26 protein-coding genes are annotated in these 26,382 nt (G+C 40.8%); 3 read left to right on the forward strand and 23 right to left on the reverse strand.

Annotation, left to right across the window (positions count from 1 at the left end; translation table 11 throughout):
* Positions 1 to 28: 28 nt before the first annotated feature.
* The 20 genes from ACZ5AE_RS16735 to ACZ5AE_RS16830 form a co-directional block, all read right to left on the reverse strand.
* A complete protein-coding gene (locus ACZ5AE_RS16735; RefSeq protein ID WP_464565705.1) occupies positions 29 to 1,384 on the reverse strand; it encodes an MFS transporter in 1,356 nt (451 codons plus the stop codon).
* 80 nt (positions 1,385 to 1,464) lie between these two features.
* Complete coding sequence (locus tag ACZ5AE_RS16740; protein ID WP_464565707.1) at positions 1,465 to 1,743, reverse strand: AMP-binding enzyme; 279 nt, start codon at positions 1,741 to 1,743, stop codon at positions 1,465 to 1,467.
* Positions 1,740 to 3,059: an AMP-binding protein gene (locus ACZ5AE_RS16745; RefSeq protein WP_464565708.1), complete on the reverse strand. Its 1,320-nt coding sequence runs from the start codon at positions 3,057 to 3,059 to the stop codon at positions 1,740 to 1,742. Before ACZ5AE_RS16745 ends, ACZ5AE_RS16740 begins: the two co-directional genes overlap by 4 nt.
* A 117-nt stretch (positions 3,060 to 3,176) precedes the next feature.
* Positions 3,177 to 3,587, reverse strand: coding sequence for a Zn-ribbon domain-containing OB-fold protein (locus ACZ5AE_RS16750; RefSeq protein ID WP_464565710.1), 411 nt, complete (start codon positions 3,585 to 3,587; stop codon positions 3,177 to 3,179).
* 2 nt (positions 3,588 to 3,589) lie between these two features.
* Complete coding sequence (locus ACZ5AE_RS16755) at positions 3,590 to 4,759, reverse strand: thiolase C-terminal domain-containing protein (RefSeq protein ID WP_464565712.1); 1,170 nt, start codon at positions 4,757 to 4,759, stop codon at positions 3,590 to 3,592.
* Between the two features lie 123 nt (positions 4,760 to 4,882).
* A complete protein-coding gene (locus tag ACZ5AE_RS16760; RefSeq protein WP_464565714.1) occupies positions 4,883 to 5,380 on the reverse strand; it encodes a nuclear transport factor 2 family protein in 498 nt (165 codons plus the stop codon).
* 36 nt (positions 5,381 to 5,416) lie between these two features.
* On the reverse strand, positions 5,417 to 6,478 hold the full coding sequence (locus ACZ5AE_RS16765; protein ID WP_464565716.1) for an LLM class flavin-dependent oxidoreductase: 1,062 nt from the start codon (positions 6,476 to 6,478) through the stop codon (positions 5,417 to 5,419).
* 284 nt (positions 6,479 to 6,762) lie between these two features.
* Positions 6,763 to 7,908, reverse strand: a complete 1,146-nt coding sequence (locus ACZ5AE_RS16770) for a CaiB/BaiF CoA transferase family protein (RefSeq protein ID WP_464565717.1) — start codon at positions 7,906 to 7,908, stop codon at positions 6,763 to 6,765.
* Positions 7,909 to 7,959: 51 nt separating this feature from the next.
* Positions 7,960 to 8,721, reverse strand: coding sequence for an SDR family NAD(P)-dependent oxidoreductase (locus tag ACZ5AE_RS16775; RefSeq protein ID WP_464565719.1), 762 nt, complete (start codon positions 8,719 to 8,721; stop codon positions 7,960 to 7,962).
* A gap of 59 nt (positions 8,722 to 8,780) precedes the next feature.
* Entirely contained in the window at positions 8,781 to 9,995 is a 1,215-nt protein-coding gene (locus ACZ5AE_RS16780; protein ID WP_464565721.1) for an acyl-CoA dehydrogenase family protein, read from the reverse strand.
* 264 nt (positions 9,996 to 10,259) lie between these two features.
* The gene (locus ACZ5AE_RS16785) at positions 10,260 to 10,526 is read right to left on the reverse strand and encodes a hypothetical protein (RefSeq protein ID WP_464565723.1); all 267 of its coding nucleotides are present in this window, start codon (positions 10,524 to 10,526) and stop codon (positions 10,260 to 10,262) included.
* Positions 10,527 to 10,561: 35 nt separating this feature from the next.
* The gene (locus ACZ5AE_RS16790; protein ID WP_464565725.1) at positions 10,562 to 12,403 is read right to left on the reverse strand and encodes a DUF2357 domain-containing protein; all 1,842 of its coding nucleotides are present in this window, start codon (positions 12,401 to 12,403) and stop codon (positions 10,562 to 10,564) included.
* Positions 12,387 to 14,351, reverse strand: a complete 1,965-nt coding sequence (locus tag ACZ5AE_RS16795; protein ID WP_464565727.1) for an McrB family protein — start codon at positions 14,349 to 14,351, stop codon at positions 12,387 to 12,389. The genes ACZ5AE_RS16790 and ACZ5AE_RS16795 overlap by 17 nt, the downstream gene beginning before the upstream one ends.
* A 1-nt stretch (position 14,352) precedes the next feature.
* Complete coding sequence (locus tag ACZ5AE_RS16800; RefSeq protein ID WP_464565728.1) at positions 14,353 to 15,462, reverse strand: hypothetical protein; 1,110 nt, start codon at positions 15,460 to 15,462, stop codon at positions 14,353 to 14,355.
* A 251-nt stretch (positions 15,463 to 15,713) separates the two neighbouring features.
* Positions 15,714 to 16,460, reverse strand: a complete 747-nt coding sequence (locus ACZ5AE_RS16805) for an SIR2 family NAD-dependent protein deacylase (RefSeq protein ID WP_464565730.1) — start codon at positions 16,458 to 16,460, stop codon at positions 15,714 to 15,716.
* A 29-nt stretch (positions 16,461 to 16,489) separates the two neighbouring features.
* Complete coding sequence (locus ACZ5AE_RS16810; protein WP_464565732.1) at positions 16,490 to 17,287, reverse strand: hypothetical protein; 798 nt, start codon at positions 17,285 to 17,287, stop codon at positions 16,490 to 16,492.
* A 73-nt stretch (positions 17,288 to 17,360) separates the two neighbouring features.
* The gene (locus ACZ5AE_RS16815) at positions 17,361 to 17,591 is read right to left on the reverse strand and encodes a helix-turn-helix domain-containing protein (RefSeq protein WP_464565734.1); all 231 of its coding nucleotides are present in this window, start codon (positions 17,589 to 17,591) and stop codon (positions 17,361 to 17,363) included.
* Between the two features lie 12 nt (positions 17,592 to 17,603).
* Positions 17,604 to 18,320, reverse strand: a complete 717-nt coding sequence (locus tag ACZ5AE_RS16820) for a hypothetical protein (RefSeq protein ID WP_464565736.1) — start codon at positions 18,318 to 18,320, stop codon at positions 17,604 to 17,606.
* Positions 18,321 to 18,335: 15 nt separating this feature from the next.
* Entirely contained in the window at positions 18,336 to 18,650 is a 315-nt protein-coding gene (locus ACZ5AE_RS16825) for an Ada metal-binding domain-containing protein (RefSeq protein ID WP_464565738.1), read from the reverse strand.
* 693 nt (positions 18,651 to 19,343) lie between these two features.
* A complete protein-coding gene (locus ACZ5AE_RS16830) occupies positions 19,344 to 20,240 on the reverse strand; it encodes a sulfurtransferase (protein ID WP_464565739.1) in 897 nt (298 codons plus the stop codon).
* Between the two features lie 495 nt (positions 20,241 to 20,735).
* On the opposite strand from ACZ5AE_RS16830, the gene ACZ5AE_RS16835 reads away from it, so the two are divergent.
* Together ACZ5AE_RS16835 and ACZ5AE_RS16840 are read left to right on the forward strand one after the other, a co-directional pair.
* A complete protein-coding gene (locus ACZ5AE_RS16835; protein ID WP_464565741.1) occupies positions 20,736 to 20,930 on the forward strand; it encodes a hypothetical protein in 195 nt (64 codons plus the stop codon).
* A gap of 168 nt (positions 20,931 to 21,098) precedes the next feature.
* Positions 21,099 to 21,581 carry a DUF4825 domain-containing protein gene (locus ACZ5AE_RS16840; RefSeq protein ID WP_464565743.1) on the forward strand — a complete coding sequence of 161 codons (483 nt, stop codon included), beginning with the start codon at positions 21,099 to 21,101 and terminating at the stop codon, positions 21,579 to 21,581.
* A 107-nt stretch (positions 21,582 to 21,688) separates the two neighbouring features.
* On the opposite strand, the gene ACZ5AE_RS16845 is transcribed toward ACZ5AE_RS16840, so the two are convergent.
* Complete coding sequence (locus ACZ5AE_RS16845) at positions 21,689 to 22,798, reverse strand: lactonase family protein (RefSeq protein ID WP_464565745.1); 1,110 nt, start codon at positions 22,796 to 22,798, stop codon at positions 21,689 to 21,691.
* A 225-nt stretch (positions 22,799 to 23,023) separates the two neighbouring features.
* Between ACZ5AE_RS16845 and ACZ5AE_RS16850 the strand changes: the two genes are divergently transcribed.
* Positions 23,024 to 23,896, forward strand: coding sequence for a LysM peptidoglycan-binding domain-containing protein (locus ACZ5AE_RS16850; protein ID WP_464565747.1), 873 nt, complete (start codon positions 23,024 to 23,026; stop codon positions 23,894 to 23,896).
* A 267-nt stretch (positions 23,897 to 24,163) separates the two neighbouring features.
* Here the strand turns inward: ACZ5AE_RS16850 and ACZ5AE_RS16855 are convergent, their stop codons facing one another.
* Together ACZ5AE_RS16855 and ACZ5AE_RS16860 are read right to left on the reverse strand one after the other, a co-directional pair.
* Entirely contained in the window at positions 24,164 to 25,255 is a 1,092-nt protein-coding gene (locus ACZ5AE_RS16855) for a GerAB/ArcD/ProY family transporter (protein WP_464565749.1), read from the reverse strand.
* Between the two features lie 19 nt (positions 25,256 to 25,274).
* Positions 25,275 to 26,375 carry a GerAB/ArcD/ProY family transporter gene (locus tag ACZ5AE_RS16860; protein ID WP_464565751.1) on the reverse strand — a complete coding sequence of 367 codons (1,101 nt, stop codon included), beginning with the start codon at positions 26,373 to 26,375 and terminating at the stop codon, positions 25,275 to 25,277.
* Positions 26,376 to 26,382 lie beyond the last annotated feature (7 nt).

Genomic DNA, 26,382 nt, shown 5'->3' on the forward strand with positions numbered 1-26,382 from the left:
TGAATAAATATATTTAATCCATGTTCTACTAAACTTTAATAACTGCTTCCTTAAGCTGTTGTTCAGGTTCCTGCCCAATCATCTTGAAATCACTATAATTATCTTGAATAAACAGGATTGCAAATGCCGCTAAAAGGGAAGGAACAGCAAAACTTATAAAATTCATGTATGTCGGTAAGCTTAATTCTAGCAATAAACCGCCAAAAGACGGGCCAACCACTGCTCCGAATCGGCCGATTCCGAGTGACCAGCCAACACCGGTGGAGCGCATAAAAGTTGGATAAAATTTTGAAGTGTAAGCGTTATTGACGCATCCAGTTCCATTAGAGCATGCGCCGGCAATGGCAACCAATAGGTACAGAATGATGGCTGTAGGTTTGAACCCAAGTATAGAAAGGCAAATAGCACCAATGATAAACATGGTAAAGATCACTTGTTTTGAACCCTTACGGTCGGCCGCCCATCCTCCGCCGATCTGACCTGCTATGGCTCCAATATTTAAGGCAAATAAGAACAATAAACTGGATTTTAAAGGATAACCTGCTTGAACCATTAACTGAGGAAGCCAAGTACCCAATCCATAGACTAAAAGTAAGACCATAAAAGATGTTACCCAGAACATAATGGTAGAAATTCCCCGACGCTCTTCAAAAAGTTTCGTTACGGGCATACCCGCTTTTGGTAAATGAACTTCAAAAACATCATTTTTATTTGATTTATAAGATGGATTTAACCTTGTGAGTAAAGCGCTTACTTTTTTGTTGTCCTGCTTTGCCACAAGGAATGCCAGCGACTCTGGTAAAAACTTTATCATGAATGGCAGTGCCAATAACGGAAGCCCGCCGATAAAAAACATCGACTCCCATCCGAATTTTGGGATAATTACAATCCCCAGCAGCGCAACAGCAATTCCTCCAAAAGAAAACCCTGTTGACATCAATCCGACTAACATACTTCTACTCGATTTTGGTGCATACTCCGATGTCAGTGCGATGACAAGCGGCGGCATACCGCCTAAGCCTAAACCTGCAATGAAACGATAAATGGCGAAATCTGTCTGTCCTTGAGCTAAACCAGTTAATATAGTAAATAATCCAAAAAGTGTGAAACAAAAGATTATCACTTTTTTGCGTCCCCATATATCAGCTAAAATTCCGCAAACAAGGCACCCTATTAAGCTGCCAAATAAGGTTAAACTCCCAATAAACCCGGCTGTACTTGCAGTGATTCCCCATTCTTTGCTTAGGCTGGGGATGATGGAGCCAAATACAACCATGTCATATCCATCACATAACAAAATAAATCCGCACCAAGCTATGACAGCAAAATGTAATGAATTAAATTTGCTGTCATCCACTACTTGCACCACATTAATTTTTTGCATATTACTCCTCCTAAAATTTTGGATTGTATATTCAACAAAATTAATGATTTATAGACGTACTAATTTCCTGCTTAAATTTATTAACGATGCACTTTATAACCAACTAGTTCACGGTCCCATGTGTCAGGTGTTATTCCTTTTGCCCGCAGTTTGTATTTTTCAATCCTTTGTGAAGGAGTTCTGGGAAATTCCTTTATATACCGTATATACCTGGGAACAGCGAAATAAGCTAATCTGGTTTGGCAGAAGTCGAGCAGATCTTCCTGCTTCAACTCCTCACCGTCACGAATAACCACGACTGCAAGAACCTCTTCTTCCGAAAGTTCTGAGGGGACTCCGACCAAAGCGGATTCCTTCACTTTAGGATGGGTATTGATTTATTGATTACTCGCTCGACTTCGGAAGAAGAAATATTCTCTCCTCTTCTCCGGATGACATCTTTTTTTCTATCAACAAAGTAAAAGTAGCCATCCTCATCCATCAATCCCCGGTCTCCGGTATGAAACCATAAATTCTTCCACAATTCCACAGTTGCTTCAGGCATTCCGTAATAACCAGAGAATAAAACTCCCGGTTCTTTAGGACGCACCACTATTTCACCTGCTGTGCCGGGAGTGCAGCATTCGTCATTTTCATCGTGAATCTCTACCTCATAAATGGTTACAGACTTCCCGCAAGAACCTTTTCTAAATGTTTCAGCACGATTAACCATCGCTAAACCAACTTCTGTTGATCCATAAGCTTCGGTAATTTTAACATTGAATCGTTTTTCAAATTCTTCATATATTTCCAATGGTGCTGGTGCGCCCTGAATCTGCCGGACGGGGTTGTCGGCATCATCTGCTCGTTCAGGCTGTTTCATTAGGATCGTAAGAAGCGAACCCATATAGGTAAAAGAGGTAATTTGCTCAGTACGACAAATATCCCAAAATTTTGATGCTGAAAATCGTTCATGCATAACTACGTCACTGCCTGCCAACAGTGCAGGGAGAATGGTGGCATAGCGGGCATTAACATGATATAAGGGAAACACGGTAAACAAGCGGTCTTCGGGACTGTAGTTCATCAAATCACAACAAGTCGACGCAAGACTAAAGTTAGCATGATGGCTTAATATTGCCCCTTTAGATGGTCCCGTTGTTCCTGAGGTAAATAGGATGAGCGAAGGGTCACTGGGATGAATTTCAACATCAACTGTAGTATCGCTGGCGTTCGAAATTAGATTTTCATAAAAATGGCAATAGAATTGGTTATTCAATCGTTCATCATTTTCGCCGACGATAATAACATGACGTAAATGAGTCAATTCGTGTGATATGTCCCTCAATCTCTCAATCCATTGGGAGGAAATGACAATGGCCCGGCACTCTGCTTGATTGAGGATATATGCCAAAAGATCTCCTCGATATGCTACATTGATTGGTACTTCAATTACACCAAGTCGTGCAAGACCAAGCCATACAGCCAGAAATTCCCGACTGTTTGGGAGCATGACAGCACATTTATCCCCTTTAGACAACCCTAACGAACTAATGAAGTTGGCCACTTTGTTTCCATCAAGATGGAACTGAACATACGTAAGATCTTCAGTTTGGAAGCGAACGAACCGCGAGTTCGGCTTTTCTTCTGCACGATATTCGACAATTTTTCCAAACGTTTGAATTCCTTTGTACATAAACCTCTTAACTCCTTTTATAGGGTTTTGATTAAGAAAATACTTATGTCATTATCATAAAATGGATTTACCAAAAACAAACGTATGTTTGAATTATTTGCATTAATTATTATTTCTTTAACTGGGACGGAATTTTGGAATGGATATTTCCTTAGACCAATCCTCAAAGATCACTTCAACATCCATGCCTACGAATACGTTATTAGGATCACATTGAACCACATTGCTCATCATTGTCGGTCCTTCTTCAAGCTCAATTAATGCAATGACATATGGGGTTTCAGCAAGGTATGCTTTAGAAATAGCACGGTGCATGATGGTGTAACTTTTAACCTTTCCTCGTCCAGAAGCGGATACCCACTCCACTTTATTGCTACAGCACTTCGTACACATGATTCTCGGATAGAACTGGTGATGCCTGCATTCAAAGCAATGCTGAATAAGCAGTTGATGATTACGGCACCCTTCCCAATAATTGGCTGTTTCTGCAGTCGGGACGGGGAAATTTTTTCCTGAATGATCATTCATGTTTAAACCTCCCGCCCAAGGATTATAGTAGTGTGGCTCGACATAATGCCGCCCTGGCCATGTACAAGAGCGACCTCTGCTCCTGGGACCTGACGCTCGCCTGCCTGATGGCGAAGCTGCAAAACCGCTTCCGTTAAGGCAAACATGGACCCAGGATTCCCGGGATGGCAATGGGAAAGCATTCCCCCGTGGGTGTTAACTGGTATCTTTCCCCCTAACTCGATTGCTCCGCTTTCAACGAAAGCTCCACCTTCTCCTTTTTCACAAAAACCGAGGTCTTCTAATTCAATCAGTACAGTCGGGGTAAAACAATCATACAGCTGGGCCAAATCGATGTCCCTAGGACCCATACCAGCCATATGGTAGGCGCGTTGTCCCGATTCAGTTGCTGCAGAAGTAGTAAGGCTCCGGGCCTGGCTAATATGTTCATGGCTATGCCCTTCACCAACACCGAGCAAGTAGACTGGATGATTTGGAAAATCTTTTGCGCGTTCAACAGAAGTCAGAATAACCGCTGATCCGCCATCGGAAATTAAGGAGCAATCCAATAAATGCAGAGGATCGGCAATCATCCGGGAATTGATTACATCTTCGATGGTAATCAATTCCCGCATTTGAGCAGCAGGATTTAGATTTGCATGCTTTCGGCATGCAACAGCAATGGCTGCAAATTGTTCTGCTGTTGTCCCGTATTTCTCCATATGGGCACGTGCGATTAAGGCATACAGAGATGGCACAGATGGCCCATATGGTATTTCAAACTGCGGATGTCCGGTAGAAGCTTGCATGGCCATAGCCTGCTCTTTATTTATTCCGCTTCTTAGGCTGTCTGCCATTGTGATTAAAACTGTGTCACAAACTCCTGTGGCAATAGCTGATGCAGCATGGTGAAGAATGGAAAATGTGGTCCCCCCTCCTGTACCAACACTTAGACAGTATCGAGGAAATATTTGCAAATACTCTGCAATCGCTTCCGCATGATACATAATTGGTTCGGCCATGGAATTGCAGGTAATCAAGCCGTCAATCTGATCTTTCGTAATTCCTGCATCTGCCAAGGCACGAAGAGCTGCATCCACACAAAGCTGGGTTGCTCCCATCTGAGGAACAATTCCTACTTGAGTGTCAGCTGCACCAACTATGGCCACCTTCCCCCGTAATGATGAAGTCATTATTATCCCTCATTTCTCTTTTTAGGCCTAATAAGACCAATTACACCAGTTTTTTTTTGTTTATTTATTTTTCAACTTATTAAAGGGTAAATGAATCAATTCATTTACCCTTTATGTTTTCTATTAATCTAGTTTTGGATTAATTCGTGATTCAGGTTTATCTGACCATGGTTCCAAAGCTGGAGTCATGTAATGAATTTTTATTTTTCTTTCAGTCAAACGCCACTTTCCAGTTTTATTGCTATATTTATCCCAATTGGTTGCAGCAATTACAAGGGGTATTCCTTTTGCATTCGTGGCCGTGCAATCCACATCCGACACGCATGTAGCCGTCCCATTTTTGATATCAATGTTGATAACTTCATTCATCCCGTAGTGATGCGTTTCTGGAAGGCCTACCCAAATAGCCCTTATTTTCTCCAAAATCTCCTGTTTGTTCCTGGAAATGCCCCATGGTTCACCAATATCCCAAACAGCATCTTCTTCCCAAATATCCATGAACAGTTCTTCATCAAGTTTATCGACACCGTGGTTATAGTTAGCAATCACTTCTTTAATTTGTTCCCGGGCCTCTAATTCCAAAACTCTTTCTTCCAATGTTTTGACTGAGGTCTGCTGCACTTGCAATCCCCTCCAAATGCATTTTTTTTGAAATGGCTAAACGGTTACCTTTTGTGCTGGTGATTTAAAGTATGGCAATACTTCATCGGCGTAACGCTTCATGGCTCTCATCACTTTGCGGTGTTCCATGCCTCCCATTCGGAACCAGCAGGATAGGCTGTCAACCCCAGCGTCTTCAACCGCTTCAAGGCGCTTAACCGCTTCTTCCGGTCCTGCTAAGAGGGCAACCCCAGACTGATTAAGGACACCAACATTTAATGGGCCGTCAAACTCTTTCGCCACTTCGGCAAAACGCTCATAGGTTGCCGGTGCCTGGGAACCTTTTGCTCCAGGAATCAATTCCAGAACTTTGTTGAAATAGATTTTCATTTCCTTTTCCACATTTTTTATCGCCTGGTCAGTATCGTCCGCAATATTCATTTGCAGGTTCAAATGGATCGATGGATCAATGCCCTTTTGCAGTAAACGATCCCTTGTTCTTCTTGTATAAGCTAAGACATCATCCATTACCATCAAGGTTGGCGTAACCATGAATTCTTGGGCGCCTTTTTCTACCATTAGATCAAAGGATTCAGGGCTGATGCAGGCATGATAGAATGGAATTCTCTTCTGATAAGGCTTTGGTGTTAATTTTAAATCTTCAATTTGATAGAATTCTCCATTATAGCTAAACCTTTCATTACTCCACAAACCCTGAATGATATTAACGTACTCCCAGTATCTTTCTCTTGTTTTTTCCAAGCTGATTCCTAGACCTCTTGCCTCACTAGGCTGATAACCGCGTCCTGCTCCAAACTTTAAACGACCCTTACTTAATTGATCAACCATTGCATAGTCTTCAGCTATTCGGACTGGATTGTCGAAATTCAATATACTTATAGCAATCCCGATATCCATCTTTTTAGTAATTTGAGAGATTGCTGCAGCTGCCACCTGTGGAGAAGGCATGCTTCCGTAAGCACTAAAATGGTGTTCTGCCAACCAAACGCTTTCAAATCCAAGTTCTTCCCCATATTGAATTTGTTCCAACATTTCTCCATAAGCACGTTCATAGTTATCATCATGGCATTCTAGAACATAAAAAAGGCCAGCTTTCATCTTTTCAACACTCCCTTTATCCAAATTATTTAATGAACTATATGGACCTCAATGATGTATGCGGTTTCAAGTTGACAGAAAACCATTAAATTTATCCACTTTAACAGCTGCAGACACCACCCCCTAAATGGAAAATCTTATTAAAATGTCATTGGACAATGAAGTAAAAATATTTATGTAAAATTAATTATAACAAAAATCAAACAACCATTTGTTCTATTTTATATTATAATTACTTTACAAAATTAATTCTAACTTGCCAAAAATTTTTTTGTTTAACCTTGCTAATTTTCAATTTCTACTGCATATCCCAGTTGTTCCAATATTTCTTTATTATGTTCCCCTAATTTCGGTGCATTAGAAATGATAGAACCGGGGGTATCTGATAGTTTAATAGGAATCCCAATGTGCTTTCCGTCTAAACCTGGGACTTCTTGAATCATCTGACGGTCAATTATTTGCGGGTCCATGGTCATTTCTTCAAAAGTTAAAACTGGTGCAACACAAGCATCACGATTATGAAAGATGGCGACCCACTCGTTTAGTGTCTTTGTTTTTATGATAGCTCCAATTTCCATTTTCAGTTCATCCTGCTTGTATAATGGTGCATCAAGATATTCTATTAGATCCTCCCGTCCAATCCCATGGCAAAACACCACCCAAAATTTCTGCTCTAAGGCGGCAACTGATAAATGACGATGGTCCCGGGTCTCATAAACTTCATAGCATGCTTTTTTTCCTGACAAAGTTAACTCCCCGCGGCTGGGTAATAATTGATTGGCTAAATAGTTTGGTAAAATTGTTTGCAGCCACGATATAACTCCATCTGTCATGGAAATGTCAACAAACTGGCCTTTCCCGTTTTGATCTCGTGCGTGAAGCGCCATTAATATGCCGATGACTGCCATTAAAGAACCTCCGCCGATATCGGCAATCTGTACGGCAGGCGGGAATGGTTTTCTGTTACGTTCCCCTTGTAATTCCAGCAAGCCTGTGTAACTTAAATAATTCAGGTCGTGACCCGGCTGGCTTGCATAAGGACCTGTTTGGCCAAAGCCAGTAATTGCACAATAAATAAGTTTGGGATTATATTTTTTTAAAGTTTCATAGCCTAATCCTAACCTATCCATCACTCCAGGCCGAAACGATTCTACCAATACGTCAGCCGTTTTAACCAACTTTAAAAAAATCTCTTTATCTTTTTCGGACTTTAAGTTTAACGTCAGACTTTTTTTATTTCGATTGAGAGATGAGAAGATGGCACTATCTGTACCGGCCTTAGGCTCTTCCCATCTTGCATAGTCACCGATATCAGGTTCTTCAATTTTAATAACTTCCGCCCCAAAATCCGCCAAAAACATTGTACAATACGGTCCGGGAAGCAATCGGGACAAGTCGAGAACCCGAATGGATTTAAGTGGTGGGTGCAAAATAAAACCTCCTTTCTAAATTTGTTTTAAGTCCTCATAGAGCTAGGTTTATTACTCTGCTAATGTGCCGCCATCAATATAAAAAGTTTGCCCGGTAATATAGTTGGCTGCATCCGAAACAAGATATAAAGCAATTTGTGAGATATCTGTTGGGTCTCCTAATCTTCTTAGTGGAATGGCCTTAATTGCTTTTTCAAGCCAGACTTTATCTTCCATTTCCGTTTTATTAATTTCAGTGCTGATCAGTCCGGGAGCAATTGAATTGACTAGAATGTTATAGCGTGCCCACTCAGCAGCTAACGAACGAGTGAGATGAATGACGGCCGCTTTAGTAGCAGTATAGGGGGCAATCCGTTTGTACGGCTTAACACCGCCGACAGATGAAATATTAATGATTTTTCCGGAATTTTGCTGCATCATAATCTTTGCCGCTTCCTGACAGGAGAAAAATAACCCCTTTAAGTTTACATTATTAATGGAGTCCCACTCTTCTTCCGTTACCTCAATCGCTGGTTTGGTTACATTTGTACCGGCGTTATTGACCAAAACATCCAGTCTTCCGAATTCTTCCTCGGTTTTACGGAAAAGTCTGCGTATATCCCCCAAATTCGAAACATCACATGAAACGGTTATAACTTTTCTATCAAACTTACGTACTTCTTCTGCAATTCTTTCGCAACTTTCTTTATTGCGGCTTGCCAACACCAAGTCAGCCCCGCCTGCAGCAAACTCACGCGCCATTTCGGCACCCAGGCCCCGGCTCGCTCCTGTAATAACAATCACTTTCCCGGTAATGTCCAAGGTTTTCCCCATTTATTTTCCCCCCTTCTTCTCTATTTATAAGATATCTTTGTGGAAAATAAATAGATTCATTATCTTGTATTAGTTTCTACTAAGGTTTTGCTTTTCCTATTTTGATATTCTTTTAAATACCTCTTTGCTACTACCATACGATGTACTTCGTCTGGACCATCGTAAATATGTGCAGCTCTTGCTTCACGATAAAATGCTTCTAGCGGTGTATCCTTTGAATAGCCCAATGAACCATGAACCTGAATGGCCCTGCTGATGACATCATTCAAAATTTTCGCTCCGTAAAACTTAATTAAGGCTATTTCTTTTCTGGCATCCTCACCTTGATCCATTTTCCATGCTGCATGAAGCGTCATTAATCTGGAGGCTGAAATTTCAGCAGCTGAATCTGCCACAAAGTTTTGAATTGTTTGGAATTCAGCCAATGCTTTTCCCCTCGTTTTTCTTTTAAGAGCATAATCAAGCATTAGATCAAAACTGCGATTCATTACCCCTAACCATCGCATCGCATGGGTGATTCGTCCTGGTCCCAATCTCATTTGGGCAAGTTTAAATCCTTCTCCTTCTTTTCCTAAGATATTTTCAGCCGGGATACGGCAGTTATTAAATTCGATCTCCCAGTGACCACCTTCACTAAATTCACCCATCACTCCAATATCACGAATCAAATCAAACCCAGGTGTGCCCTTATCTACAAGAAACATCGTTGCCCGTTCATGTGGAGCTGCGTCCGGATTGGTAACAGCCATTACAATGGCGAAAGAGGACATTCCCGCATTACTAATGAACCATTTTTTACCGTTAATTACCCATTCATCCCCGTCTCTAACAGCTCGCGTTTGTAATCCAGTCGGATCTGCTCCTGATACATCTGGTTCAGTCATGGCAAAGCAGGAACGGATATCATCATTGACCAAAGGTCTTAAATAATTTTCAATTTGTTTTGGCGTTCCAGCTTTCCACAGAATTTCCATATTTCCGGTATCCGGGGCTGCTGTTCCAAAAACTCTTGGTCCAATTGGACTGCTGCCTAATATTTCATTTAATAATCCCAAGAAGACATTACCTAAACCCAATCCACCAATCTCAATGGGTAAATGTGCAGCCCATAAATTCTGATCTTTCACTTTTTGCTGTAATGGTTTTAGTACTTCTTCTGGAAGTCCCACACCTGCGATAATATGCTTCTCAGCAGGATATACATCCTCTTCCATTATTCTCCTTGCTCTTGATAACAATTCTTCTTGTTCAACTGATGGACTGAAATTATACATGAATCTTTCGCTCCTTTTTAATAAAATTTGAAGCTATCTTATTCTTCCAAATTAGGGGTTTTAGACCTAATAAGAAAGAACTCTTAAAAGGAATCCATAGTTTTCTGTTAATAAATCTAACGTTTGTTTGAATTTTATTATAACAAGGCTTTTGATATGATTCAATATCTTTTTTAAAAATTTTCTGAATATTATTTCATTTAAAAAAGAAACTGGGCAAAATGCCCAGTCCCTGTTTCTGCGAATCAAACGAGAACATATCCTCTATCTCTTTTTATTCAAGGATTCAAACCGTACCACATTTTGATGTAGATGTTCATTTCCCCCATGATTTCTAGTAAACTTTGACATGACTCGGTTAAAAAAGGCTGTCATCTTTGTCCGTTTTTTCTGGCGAAACTGGAACCCAACTTCATTCATCCATTTTAAATCAGGCGATTGGCCCTGTTTCATTTTTTCTTCTATTATTCCTTGGATGATGTTTCGTTTGAGTGCTTCATAGATTTTTCTGTCTGATTCTGAAAGTGCCATCACAGATCCCCCTTTGTTGGCTACCGTAAAGTAATCTAAACCAATTGCCAACCCTTGTCTTTAATAGGAAAATCTTTTAGTGCAGTATCCATTATCAGCTCACTTGTCTTTAAAAGACGATCAATACCTTCCTTGATCTTATCAACAAGAAGTTCATTCCATTGACCTGGGGTCAGCTCTACTAAACACACTTTATGATCAGCATATTCGTGACTTCTTGAAGCACCGAAACGGTTCGGATAAACTGCCCACACTTCCTGTACAGGGCTGATCCGGCTGATAAGCGGGTTCCCGTCAGCTCCAAACAGAAAGTTCGAATGAATATTATCACTATAGCTCACCAGCTGCCGCATGACCTCATTCTGCCTTCGGTTGTAAATGAGGTTTTCGTCCCATATCGCTTTTCTTCGCCGATACTTGAAATCGACGATGATGCTGCCAATAAAGATATCCTCTTTATAGGCATCCAGCCTGGCATCCGGAGTGGTATGCGTTCCCCTAGTATATAAAGGTTGTTTCGCTGTCGAGAGCCTGCTTTGTGTCGGCAGGTGTCCTTCATAGACTAACACGATTTTCAGGCTGCCATGCCTCAATACTACCTCCATATTGGGAGGCAACGATGGAGTGATTCCATTATTTGTGCTGAAGTCCTCATTGTAAATCCATCCGCTAACAGGAACAAAATCCAGTACATCTCCCGTTAGAGCCTTAATGAACTGAATATATCCCCAAATCTCATAGAGCTTGTCGGAACGCTTCCACTGATAAACATAGGATGGATAAGTCCGCACTTCGCTTTTCTCCTGCTGGAGTTCTCGATATAGCTGGTAAAGTGCACGGTATCTAGGATCGCTGTTCATCACATGCGGGATGCTTGATTCTCGATAGACTCCAACACTTTCATACCATGGCGCCGTCTTGATCCATTGGATGGCTCCCCGCATCTTTCCAGCAATTCCGCTTAATTTTTCAAGCTCCAGCAGCGTAATATCTTTTTGCGGAAAAGATTCGACGGGACTCACAGCATGAAGGTCCGTCAGGCTGCCTGCCGTCCCTTCAACGCTCTCGATAAAGCCGGTCAACGTTTTGGAGATGGAGTCGATGATTTTTTTGACCAGACGGTTTTCCGGCAGATCATAGGTAACTTCACTGACGGGCGCCTTGAAGGTCTGTTCATGATTCGGGCGGAAGGCGGCATAACGAATGGTTTTATCGTCTATGAGTCTAGTTCTCTCTTTAGAAACAAAGGAATAGCCTTTATTGATTCGAAAATTGACCTTTCGATACAAATCCGTCAACGCCGCCATCACCGAGGAAAATCGCTGGTTAATCACGAAAAATTGCTCCAGCACCCCTAGTGGGATTTTATCCATCCTGGTATCAAGGTCTGTCTTTTTCAGCAGCAGTTCCCTTGCCAATCCGTTTAGTTCCTGCTCCACTTCCTGCTTCATCAGCTCCCACTGCGATTCCTCGAGCTGTTTTGGAACAACCTTCACCCAGCAGTAATACCGTGTCCCATCATTTATCACCATCATCCGATAAAATCCCGGAATCAGCGGATAATAGTCATCATTGTGATCGAATAAGGTAACAGGATGTTCAGAAGGAGGAAGGTATACTTCCCCCACTTGCGAATCGATGTTCAAATTCGGCTCAGGAAGGGTTTCCAATCCATCCATGAAGAACTGGGCATCCGTCCTATGAGACCGAAAGGTAATGGATACGGCTAAATATTCCTTTATTTCGATGAAAGATTCATCCCTTTTTTCAAAAAAATCATCTTCATTCGTAAAAAATGGTCCTGCTGTGATGTGGTTGTCCTGATTCCCTTGTCTTTGGTTAAAGATAACCTCAAATCCATTAGAGGGTATAGCCATTGTGTTTCAACTCTTTCGCCTTTTGAACCAGGACATTCCGGGTGTCGTAGAACTCGGACACCTCATCGTACTTGTCCAATATGTCACCCAGGACACTTCCTTCGATATTCTCTGTGACTGGATCGTACATCCCGATGAACCTTTTCAAGAGATCCTCCGGCCCCCTTACCTTGGTAAGGATTCGTTGCACCACTTGTTTATCGAATGCCTCTTCCCTCGTCAAGCAGCTGCTATCAGGCAAGTTTTTCAGGTACAAGTCGATTTGCCGGACAATTCTTGGGCCGACTCCCAGGTTTTTATTGATTTTCTGCAGCTCGGTATGGATGTCCCATAAAAGTGCCAATTCACTTTCCTTCATATGGATATCCTTGGTTTTGTCACGGTAGCTGTCGAACAAATCCAAGGTAACGGTTCCGTTGCCTCCAGGAGGCTTTGCTGTTTCCTTCATCTCTTTCGTCAACATCATCAGACTGTCAAACGAAAGAACATTTAGAGTAATCACGTTCGCACGATCCAAGACCTTGTCGGAAAAATGGTAGGTGGATTCATCCAGGTTGACCGTCCCGACGAAGATGACGTTATCTCCGATCGGGATGACGGGCGGATACATCGATGAATTCTTCAGCTGGCTTGTCAAATCGTCATTATATAGCCTTAAGGCCCTGCCTGGCCCCGCCTCCATCTCCAGCACCGAAAGGAATTGGGAAAAATAATGCTCCACCCGTGCCAGGTTCATCTCATCAAAACAGATGATATGAAGCTTGTTGCTGTTGTCCTTGGCACTTAACAGGGCGTTAATGACACCGGAGTCTCCCGGCCGGTACTCTTTATTGAGTGTATCTGCATATCCAATAACATCCGCATCATCCGTCCAGGCAGGCCGGACAGGTACCAATGTCATCTGATAATCGTCCTTAAACCCGAGGGCCCTTGCATAGGCTTGGACCAGCTTTGATTTACCCGTTCCGCTCATCCCTGCCAAAATCACCAGGTTGGAAGATTTCATCGCTGTATGAAAGTTATAGAGATCCTTTTTGTCATAAAGCAGTCCCTGTTCCACCGTGGTTCGGGTGAATTCCTGCATCAATTCCGCTTCAGACATGCGGCTCCGGTCAACCGTAACTCCAGGATTGGGCCTTTGTACTTGTGCTTGTGCAGCCGCCAGTTGCCGCTCCGTTTCCTCCATGTAGGGCGATTTTCGATAAGGAATCTCCAAAGGCTCCGCCGCTTCAATGGTCCCATCTATATAAGTAAAGATTTCGTGCGGTACGAACATCGTATGATCAACCTCGTAGCAATCATCGAGCCACTCTTCATCAAAAGGAGCCGATTTCAAAAGTTTATTCCTGGTAAAGGAAAATCCTTCCTCGCCGTAATGATGACCCGAAAACTCACCATAAACGGTGTAAACTGAATCGCTCGTTTTCCACAAGATATATTCCGGTGTGTCCTTTTGTTCATGGGAAATACTAGCAATTTTCCCTACCCATTCACCCGCTTGCATCCGCAGTTCAAATTCTTCCTGCGTCATACCATGTTCCTCTTCCGAAAAGATCGGCATCGGCGTTAAACTTACTCCCTCATGATACCTTTCCGATTTTGGAATGAGGATTAGGTCTGTTCCGTCAAAAACTTCCTGTCCATCGTAGAGAATTTTCCGCTGCGGTTTGAATACCAGCAGGTTATCCTCGAGAAAGCGATAGACCGCCCTCCTGCCTTCCGTTTCCTCCAGATGATTGCCTTCAAAGCCCCATTTTTCCAAATCTGTCCCGAAAAAAGTGATCAATTTGATGAGAGGGAAACTGTTTGGCGTTTTACTGATGATTCTTACATAAAACTGCAATACATCTTGTACATTTTTGAAAATGGCTTTTTTACGTAGTGCGTATTGTACAGATTCCTCACTGGCAAGGACGCCGATCAAGTTGGTGTTCCATGTTTTGTTCACGTTAAATCATCCCCTTCAGCATATGGTCTTCCAAGTCGGCAAATGTCGCAAATTCCTTCGTTTGTTTATTCTTCACGACGGATTTTACACGTTTTTGAATGCTTCTTGGGATTTTGTAAGTCAGGAGCCAGACTTGGTCGGCATGATCCAATGCTGTTTGCCCTGTTGCTTCGCGAAACTCTGAACCATTTAAAATGGTTAATTCAAATTTGTCATACTTTTGTAGTCGGCTTGAATAAGGGTCACCGATCATCGCAACCTTTATCTTGTCTTTTTCTGGTTTTTCCTGATCATTTTGATTCTTTAAATCTGTTTCTAATCTAAGGACGCGTGCATGAAGCCTATTAATCTCTTCATCCTTTACCTTCATTGTTTCTGTTTGCTTAGCTGCCTTTTTATTTAATTCTTCCTTTTCTGCTAAAGCGGTCTTCCGCTCATTACGCACTGATCCCATCTCCGCTTTAAGGGATTGAATTTCCTGCTGGAATACCTTTTTCTCGTTTTTCCATTCTTTCCTTTCATTTTTGAGGCTTGCTTGGCTGTTTGCCGCTTTTGTCTTTAGCTCCTCGTTTTTTTGTTCCAGTTTCTTCAGCTTCTTTTCCAGTCGCTCGATTTCCTTGAGTGCCGTTTTCAGCCCCTTCTCGAGCTCGTCCAAGGTTTCCAGTACATCTGCCTCCTCTACATTCGAAAGTTTTTCGTCCACTTGTTTTTCCAGCAGATCCAGTTTTTCTTCTTCTTTGAGTTTTATATAGATTTCCTGAGCCTTTCCTTGATCTTCCTCATCCTCACTGGACAGGAGCATCCCAAGTAAGATGGATGGATATAGTCCTTCCTCTTCTAGCACCTGTAAAAGTTCCTCGATACTTTTCCCTTTTAATGAATTGATTTCGGGGCGGTCTTCAACAAGACAATCAAAAAAATGATATAGTTTTTTACTATTCTTTTGATTAAGCGCTTCCTTTATGATTCTGTTTCTCACCATTTTGAAATTTGCCTGCTGGGGATTTAACTGGCGAAAACCTTTTATTTTGATCATTAGATTGTCCGCAATATTGGCAATTCCTTCATCCGGGAATGTATCCAATATCCATTTCCAAATTTCCTTCTCCATTTTGTAACCCTCCCAAAGGTTTAAGAGTTCTAATATTTCTGAAAATAGAATGTAAAAAGACTACTCCAATAAAAGAGAGGAAGTAGTCCAATAGATACATGTATTTTCATATTAGGATAGTAATACATGTGGTTTTGGCAAAGAAAAAGAATGAATGACTGTAAGTAACTCTTTGTTTTGCTTCCTTTTTTATACAATGGCAATACAAGTATATCACGGTTCTATAGGAAAAAGTTACTATACTCGGAAAATTATTTTTCCTTTTTTTCTATGAGTTCGTTGACTTTTGCAAGTACACTTCCAGCCTTATCTTGAATAATGAGGCTAAAGTCTTGATTCTTTCCGTTTATTTCCATGTTAATATAAACCGTTCTGCCTTCTGTCATTTGCGGCAGCTGGCTGGCCGGGTATACCTCCAGGCTTGTTCCGATCACAATCACTAGATCTGACTGATGAATATGCGAGAGTGCAGCGCTCCAGCTTTCCTCCGGAAGCATTTCACCAAAAAGGACCACATTTGGCCGGAGCTTGCCGCCGCATTGACTGCATTTCTCTTTATTCAGGAAATGCTCCCTGCTTGCGATTTTAGAACAGTCCGCACAGCGGAACTTGTTGATGGAGCCGTGAAGTTCGTATACTTGATGGCTGCCAGCAGCGCTATGAAAGCCGTCGACGTTCTGTGTACAAATGGCTTGAATAAGGCCATTCTGCTCCCATTCCGCCAATATATGATGCCCTCTATGGGGTGCACAATTTTCAAGCATATTGATTCTCATGCAATAAAATTCATGAAACAAATCATAATGGTTCTCGAGGGCCTCAGTGGTCGCAACCGTTCTCGGATCGATATTGTTCCACCAGCCATCCTTTGAGCGAAAGTCCGGGATGTTTGATTCTGTGGACATTCCTGCTCCTGTAAGGATTGTAGTGTGTTTAGACTTCTGAAGCCAATCTGCTAACGTTACAATGTGTTCTGAATAATCTTGAGAACTCTTCATGTTTCTCTCCATCCCTTCAATCCAAATTTTTATCTAATCAGGCTGAACTGCTTTTCGGCTTGTTCTTTCATCCAATCCACTAATGCTTCAACATTTTCCTCCTTTAGAAGGTTGCCAGCTGTTTCCTTCATCTCTTTGCTGCGTTTAAACGAAGATTTTTTAAGTTCCCGAATCTCGGCAGCGTATTTTTGAAGCACCTCGGCCATTTGCGCGGTGTCCTGATAAATCAAACTCATGTCCCAGCGTCCTGTTTCCACGGCCCTGATACATGAACCTGACCCGTTATCGAAATGAACTTCCCATGTATAGTGAAGATTCAGTCCTTTTAAATATTTCTCCTGGATTACCTTAAACCACGCTCCCTGATAGACACCGGAAAGCTGGACGTTTGGCGGGTAACGGTGATGACCGCTGCAGCCTGCAAGCGCCGTAACCCCAGCTACATTCAGTGATTTGACCAACATGGCCATGTTCGCATCGAGGTCCAACGCATTCACTTTGATGCCAAATCGCCGTTGGGCAAAGGCTCTCCATTTGAAATGATAGCCTTCCATATGGACCGGGAATTCACTGCCTGGTACGTTGATGATCTTCTTCATCGCTGCAATCGGAAACCGGCTCACTAATAGCTGGAATTGGTTTCCTTGCCAAAACGTCGGTATTCCTAGGTCGGTGAGTAATCTTTGTGTTTTCTTGATATCTGCGCTGGTGTTTTCGTCTGTCAGAATAATGAAATCATCTTTCGTTTCAATGAACAAGCCTCTCATTGATAGTGCCTCTGCCATCCGTTCTGTCGCGGTCATCATTTCTAATTTTAGTAAGTTCATTTTTATCATCCTCCCTTATCTTTTGCACCCTAAATATATAAAAATCCGGTTACGATTGTCGTAACCGGTATTTTTATACCTTGCGGAGGACTTTTGCCGGGATATCGGTATTCCAGACATATTCGCCATTCTTGGTTGTTATTAATACACTCTCTTTAATATCGTTTCTGCCCATTGACTGTGCTAATTTTTTTCGAATGGCCGTAATGTACCGTTTGACGACGGCTGAATTTAACACTTGATCATTCCATACCGCCTTTTCAATCCTGCTTTTATCACAAAAGATCCCTTTGTTGTCTATCAAATAACCGAGCAGTTACGCCTGCTTCGGCTCCAGCCGTACCGTATCGCCGCTTCCATACACCAGCTTTTCTGAGTCTGCGAGATTGAGAACCACATATTTTCCGTTCATGGCATCTTCAAGTATTTGGTCCATATCATGATGGGTGATTCTCTTGCGTTTTTCGTCATTTTCCTTTAAAAGGATGGGTTCCATTTGTTTCTTTTTCAACTTATCCATATATAGTTCGATGAACCAAAGTTGTTCTTTTTTCACATCCAGGGTAACTGCTTCCCTAATCAGGTCCGTCCCTTTTCGCGGGTATCCAATTCTTGTATAAGCTAAAGCCAGGTTACATAGGAGCTTGATTCGTTTGCTGCCATTTATTCCTTTTTCCAACGCTTCTTTACCATAAAATAAGACGGCCTCCCACTTTCGGTCCTGTTCCTCCAAGATAAAAGATAAGTGGTAAAAGGCAGCGGGTTTGTCGGGGCTATGGATGGTTGCCCTTCGTAATATGTCATAGGCCCTCAGGTGGTTGCCCCTGCGCATTTTTTCATCACGGCCCAATTGAAGATATAGATTGGCGAGCATAATCGAATACCTAGGCTCTTTTCGATCGAGTTCCAAAAACCGTGTGTATAACCGGATTCCTTCCTCCAGCCATACATTCCTTCCGTCACCTTCGTCCAGGCCTTCCCTGTCCAGCCAATTATCCTCGAAATCTAACAATTCCTCAATTTGTGATTGCATGGCAAGCCCTCCTTATCAATTAGGATTCTGAAGCTTCTGTCTTTCCTTCCATTCCTTATATTTTTCTCGAAGGCACGATGCACATGGCCTGAATCCTGCTGCAATAGCGGTCTCCTCGTCCGCAAAAAACACACGATTCTGTACATAGCCCCCTTTGGCAATGGCTCGTAATGCCGCCGGGCAATCCATACGTCCGTAGACTTTTGTTTTCTTGTGGCCGCCGTATGTACCTGGAATTTTACTCTGATAAGGTTGCTTATCCGGACCTAGAAGTGTATATGTTTTGTCTTCCAGCCCGCTTTTTTGGATTTCTTCTTTGTAATCTAGCATTTGCGATCCTCCCTCTCAATTTAATTACAAATCTATTTAAAAATTAGATTTAGGCTTTGTTAGCTAATTTGGTTAACATAATATTATTATGGTTTATTCATTGTTTTTGCTCTGTTAGCTGAATGTTGGTTTCACTTTGTTTGAAAAATAAACGGAGAAATTCCGTTTAAATTGGGAAATACCACTATTTCCTTAAAAATAAAGGAAGTTTTTCCGTTTATATGCCCCAAACCATTGGATTTTTTCTTATTTTGAGCAGTTAATCGGAATTTCTCCGCTTATATCTGTTTTTTTTAGCTTGATCTTATACATTAGCCGGAAATTCTCCGCTTATGAATGATCATACTTATACGAAAATCAACAATGATTAATAACAGTGCCTAGTTTTTAATACTTATGGTACTTTCCCCTTTTTCCGGGCCCTTCTTATTAGATTATACAGTTTTTTCCTTACCGAAGGGTAAATAAAAAAATAGGTCTACCAAAAATGGTAAACCCTTAAGCTTCTTTTATTCCATAACCGAATTGATAAGTTTATCCATGAAACCTTGCCTTGATTACTGTCATTTCAATTAAAAAAAAACCGCCATAATTAGGTGATTGCCAAGTTATTTATTTGTCACTACTGTAATATTCTTATTGTTATAAAATAATAATAGGAGGTTTGCGGCCCCCATCTTATCACCTCCAGATTTAGCTGCCAGTAATCAGTGGGCAATCGGGGTCACTTGCCCACTCATTCATCGAACCGTCATACACAGCTACGTTTTTTTGCCCAAGCATATTTAGTAAAAGCGCATTCCAAGTAGCAGCAATCCCGCCACCACAATAGGTTATCACTTTTTTGTTAGGGTCCAGTGCTCCCACTTTTTCAAAGGCCTCCCTCAATCTGGACACTTCGTTTAATTGCCTTGTTTTCGGGTCGCCATGACTTCCAAAAAAGACATTGACACTGCTAGGAATATGGCCTTTTCGTGGATACGTGTTTGTTTCACCTCTGAAATCTTCCGGAGATAAACTATTGATGAGAATAATATTTTCATTATCCATGGCCCTTCTTACATCTTCTTTCGTTGCCAATAGTTCCGGACGGCGTTTACCGGAAAATTTCGCCTGAGGATAATGGCCAGGCTCAGTTGTGATGGGGCGCCCTTCCTCTTTCCATTTTTGATAACCGCCTTCCAGTACGGAAATTTCATCAAAGCCTTCATAACGCAGCTGCCAGGCTAATCGGGAAGCCCATTGGGCAGCGACCACAGGATTGCCTACCAATGCCCCTTGATCGTAAATGACTACATACGATCCGTCTCCGACACCCAGTTCCTCCATTTTTTTGACAAAGTGCTCCCGTGGCGGAACGGTCATGGGCATGGGGGCTTCCGGGTCTGATAATTCATTCATTAAATCGGCAAAAACCGCCCCGGGGATATGCCCCTGATTATACGCATCTCTACCCGACCACATGCCCACCTCTTCCCCTTCCTTATCAGGAATTTTTAAAAATGTAGTGGCGTCTATGATCCTTAAATTTGGATCTTCTAACCTCTCCGCTAACCAACCTGTATTTACTATCAATGGATGTTTACTCATGTTTTCCCTCCGTTTCACCAAATCAAAAACCGTCTTGATTAACCTTTCCATAGAAAAGAAAAGTTATGAATGCCCTGTCACTGCTGGCTTTTTGTCGAAAGCTCCAACATTTTCTGTGGTTCCTCTACAAGTAAAAAATACGATTCCTACCAGGTTAATTTCAAATAAATAACGGGTTCGGTTAAAAGGTGCAAAATTAGAAATAACACTATAATTGGGAGTCCAACTCGCATTAGAATTGTACTCCTCTTATTTATTGTTATATTGGAGTTTAATGCTTTAACAGGCAAATTAAAAACAAGGTTAGCGAATCATTTAACGAGAATATGGTATCCAGCATACAGGCTTCAAAAGACTTGCGAAAATAGGTGATAAAAGCTGTACTAATGTGAAGTCATTATAAAATGGTAGAAAATGTAATAATAATTCATATGAAGGAGGATTTGTATTAGCGTTATAGAATAGTTTATAGAAGCACGAGGAGGGATAAATTGAATGAACACTAATGATATAAGTTGTAAAAACTGCGGAGAAAATTCATTTGTGAAAGCAACAGATTATATAAACCTTCGTCCATTGGATAAAAAAATGGTCATAGGCTCTGAAAGAGTGTATACCGTTTGTTTAGAGTGTGGCGAAGTTGTTTCGATAAAAGTAAAGAATCCTGAAAAATTAAGAAGCGAAAGCTAATCAAATATCTTTATAACGTTTGATAAAAAGGCATAGGATTACATACCCATTCCTATACCTTATTTGTTTTTCAGCTTGTAATTCTAAAATATCTAATTGCTAATCATAATCACATACTTTTTCTATCGCTAATTCAATGTAAAAAATCATACGAACGGAGAGGAAATAGTGAAGCGTATTACCATTTATTTAATTACAATGTTGTCGTTGATGATATTATTTAGTGGATGCAGCCTTAATGCAGATTCAAAAATAGATTTGTTTCAATATAAGAATTCATATGTGGGTGACAACAGTGCAGTTATAAATATCGTAAAACAATTAGCACACAACAAAGAGTTGAATCAAATTTCACTTGAGACCAAGAAAGAACCATATGGTATTACTTTGGAATATAAAGATATAGATGAAGCAAATAAAGAAATAAAGGAAACTGTTATATCAAACTCCACATTTCTTTTTGCTTTAATTAAAAATGTGGATTGGATTACATTCAAATTTCCAGACCAAGAATTCACAATAACAAAAGAGAAATTACAAGATTGGTATAACAATAAATTGAATGGGTTTGAAAATGAACAAGACGTAAAGAAACTGGTACAGGAACACCTAAAGTCTGAGGAATTAGTAAATCAATTTTTTCATCAGTAAAAGGTAAGAGGCTGTCCCAAAGGTGTAACTTTTAGAGGCAGCTCTTATTTTTAGGTTATTTTCGAGAATAATTTGGCTTATTTATCAGAATCAAAATGGTTTTTACCTCAAAGAACAGCTAAACCTTGTGACCCAAAGTAAGAAAGGTTAGTCCAGGCTGCAACCTGTAATCTTGCTAGACTTCCATTGTTTTGTATGCTAAATACTGATATTGTACCCTGATTTCCGTTAAGGGTGTAAAAATGCCGTCCATCTTTACTTACTCTAGCATCTATTGGCAGACCTTGTGCAGTACCTGGCGGTGTACTGGTAATATGTCCTGCGACTGACAGTGCACCATTATGATCAATTCGGTAAGTGGAAATGGTGCCGCTTAAGGTATTGGTCGTGTAAGCAAAACGTTCATCCCTTGTTGTTACAACCCAACATGCAGTCCTATATCCGTTTGGCACAGAACCGCTAATCACATGAAGAACGCCGTCGTTGCTCAATGAATAGGATGACAGCGCGTTTGTCATTGCTTCTGTAACTAAGAGGATTCCTGAGGATAGAAAATGGGCGCCCAATGGTCCTTGGCCATTAGATTCATTAACGGTCGGTCCTGTAACCGTTCCATTTTTATTTACATCGAATATGCTGAGGTGGTTTGATGTAAGCTCGGTGATAAGGATTTTGCTACCGTCCGGAGTGAAGAGAACCTGTGCAGGCTGAGCATTGAAAGTACTGAGAGAATGGGTCGAATTGGGAATGGGAAAAAGGCGTCCATTCCTATCTATGAGAAAACCAGTGATATTGGATGCAAAATTATTAGCGGCATTACCTACATTGGAAACATAGATAAGATTGCCAAACACATCTACACTATTTGGCTGAGCACCTCCTGATGGTTTGACATCCGCCAGAACGGGAACTCCACTTTCGGTTATGATGAAGCTGCTGATGCTATTGCTGCCTGTGTTAACTGCGAGTAGAAAACGTCCATCACGTGACAAAGTCAGTGAGCCTTGTGATGATAGGGGATCGACGCCATCGTTTGCAGTAGCGCCGGAAACCTCTTTTGTACCAGTACCTCTGCCATCAGTTGGGTAGGAACCCGCAACTGTTAGCAATCCATTCATGTCCCTGTGAAAAGTAATGATTTGATTCATTACTTCATTATTGGTCATCATGTACACCATACTCACACGCGCACGAAGTGTATTGTTTATTACCCGCATTATATGCCCCTCCTCCTTTCATAATTTTATATGGTGCTTTAGCCATTTAAATTCCCCCAAATGGATGTCTAATTGTTTACAAAGTAGTAAGTGGGTTATGTGGATTCGTTATTATACATCCGAACGAAAAAAATGCACCCATTTTTATTTCCCAAAAATAATTGGGCTTATTTATTAGAATCAAAAAGGTTTTTTCCTCGTCAAAATAAATGAGGTGAAAATAAAATGAAAAAATTCAAACGGTTCCTGCTGGCTGTACTTTGTACCCTTTTGGTCGGGGCGGTCTTTTATTTTGGTCAAGCGAATACATTCGCTAAGGAAAATTATATTGTGATAAAGAAAGGAGACACATTATATAGCATTTCGAAAAAATACCATATTTCCGTGGAAGATTTAAAGAAATACAACCAACTAACCAGCAACAAGATTATTGCCGGCCAAAAGTTAATGATTCCAGATTTTGAACAAACCAAACCATTATATGTTGTCGTCGCTGGATCATTTAGCAAGAAAACAAATGCAGATAAACGAGTTGCTTTTTTGAAAAAGAAAGGAATTGACGCGATTGTCGTTAAAAAAGTCATGAATGGTAAAAACATTTATCGTGTTCAAGCGGGTGCATTTTCAAAGAAATCCAATGCGGAGAAAATGAAGAAGAAAGTAAAGGATGTCGGGATAAAAGATGCTTTTCTTTTAGCTGAGAAGCCTCTTCATATAAATGGAATCACACTAGGATCTTCTTACAATCAGTTCCTTCAAAAATTCGGGCAGCCAACCAAAACAGAGGATGATAAGAATACAAAGTCGCTTTATTATCAAAACGAAGGTGCCGGGGTTCGTATAAACCTTAATACAGCCAATGATTCCATTGAACAGCTGCAGGTATATCCGGAATTTCTAACAACCACTTCCATCCCCACTGACAAAAACAAAATCCTCGATGCTTATGGAAATCCAAATGAAATAAAGACCGTTACCTGCTATGAGAGTGCTACGTGTGAACAAATGATTTATACACTCAATAAAAGCCAATTGATTGTTCAGATTGATCGTGATGGTAAGACCGTTCAATATTTGGATTTACGAAAAGTTAAATAATCAAATTCAATCGAACGGTACAGTTCACTCTCCTTTTGGCATAACCATTGAAAATACTTAAAGTTTAATAAAGCACCTTCCATTTTATTGTGGAGGGTGCCAATTCTTTGTTCCTGCATCTTTGCTCCCACATATAATAAGCCTTTTTCAGAATTCTACCCAAAGGAATTGTATAATTGAACCAAACTTTAAGAATAACGTCTTCCTTTTCTTGATTTTTCCATAAACTTAAAAAGCTCGTTTCATAGAATAGGTTTCTTTTTTACATTATTTATTTCCAATCATCTTTTTCAATAGAGCTACAACAAATACAATCATTGGCAGCAGCAATAAGAAGTTCAAGCAATTGGCCCCTATTTCGGTTAAAGATTGTTTAAAATATAGAATATTAGGAAAATGAACCATTGAATAAACTAGTAAAAGAAACCCTACAGGAAAGATTAAGGGTTTAAAATCATTCATCTTCAAAATTTGGGCCATCCCAAATATGACAACAAAAAAGTTGATTGAAAGTTTAAAAAAGGTGGAAAAAATCCAGCTAATCGCCACCACAACTTCAATCCTTTCCAAGAATCCTCTTATGCTGATCTTTTTACCTAGTATATACGTGGGATATTGATTTCTGCCTGTAAAATCAGCACCCAAAACTCCCAGGCACATGATCACAATAATCGTAACTCCTAGACCGCCAAGTATTGTCCCTATGAAAAGCCCCTTTCTCGCTTTCACAACATTATTGACAGATGGCAAAATCATTAAAAATATAACTAATTGACTAAACGGAAAACTTATGTACGGAAAGGCGGCTCCAAAAATAGGTCCCATACCTTTAGCAAAATTAGGATCCAAGTTTTCTAATTTCATGTTGGGGATTAGAAATAGCACAAGGAGTATTAAAAAGAACACCGTCCATGGGAAAAAGATTTCACATGTCCTGGCCATCACTTCAAGCCCTTTTCGGATGACATAAATAGCAGCGACTAAAATTAGAATTAGAATCGCATGGATTGGGGTTTCAACCAGGACTTGCGTGGTAAAAAAATCACCAATTTCTTTAAGATTTCCTGTTGCGGTAATGAATACAGCGTACAAAAATAATAGTGATAACAGATTCCCGAGCCATTTTCCCAAAACCGCTTGATAGATTTCCACTATCGTCTTGTCAGGGAAAATCGCAGAAATTTTCACATATACTAAAAGAAACAGTAACCCGGCCATTAATCCTATTAGGGATGAAATCCAAGCGTTACTTTTAGCGTAGGTTGCCATAGAGGACGGAATGATTAAGACACTGCTCCCCAATGTATACATGAGAACCAATACGGTAAATTGATTCACACTTATCTTTACTATCTCCACCGTTCTTCCCTCCTTGAAGTTAAGAAGCATCTATTTGAAATTTCGTTTTTATCTTTGCCACAATCAATACAAAGAAAGGCAGTATGATAAAAAAGGTCAGTAAATAGGCAGGCCAAGTGCCTACTATAGCCTGATTTAAAACGATAACATTAGGATTATTAACCATTGAATAAACCATTAACAGAAATCCAAATGGGAAGGTTAGGACCCGAAAATCAGTCAATTTTAAAATCTGAGTGATTCCGAAAAGAAGAGCAAAAGTATTGAATAAAAGTTTGAAAAAAGTGGACAGGATCCAGCTGAATGCCACTACCACTTCAATCCTTTCCAAAAATCCCCCTATGCTAACCTTTTTCCCCAGTATATAGGTGGGAAAGGCGCTTCTGGACGTAAAATCAGTTCCCAAAACCCCTTGACACATGACGACAATGATCGTAATTCCCAATCCGCCCAGAAGCACCCCCAGGAAGAATCCCTTTCGTGCATGCGCAACATCATTGACAAAAGGAAAAATGAATAAAATGACAACTAATTGACTATATGGCAGCATGACGTGCGGATAGGTAACTCCTATAATCGGGCCCATCCCTTTGGAGAAATTGGGAATCAGGTTTTCCATTTTTAGTTCAGGGATTAACAAAAGGATCAGAATGAATAAAAAGAATACCGTCCATGGGAAAAAAATTTCACAAGTTCTTGCCATCACCTCCATCCCTTTCCGAATAACATAGATCATGGCTAGTAAAGTGAGGATAAGAATGGCATGGATGGGAGTCTCCACCAATATTTGAGTAGTAAAAAAATTCCCGATTTCGAATAGGTTTCCTGCTGCCAATATAAAAACCGGGATCAAAAATAATAGCGATAACAAATTGCCGAACCATTTGCCAAAAACCTGCTGATTCATTTCAACAAAAGTCTTGTCAGGATAAACAGCGGAAATTTTCACGTAAAGTAAAACGCACAGTAATCCAACCGCTAATCCTAGCAGGGAAGAGATCCAAGCATTACTTTTAGCGTAGGTTGCCAGCATGGATGGGATGACCAGGACCGAACTCCCTAAGGTTATCATGAAAACCATTACCATAAATTGCTTAACACTTATTTTGGCATTCTTCATTGTTCAT

It is taken from the genome of Neobacillus sp. S1227, from assembly GCF_055385255.1.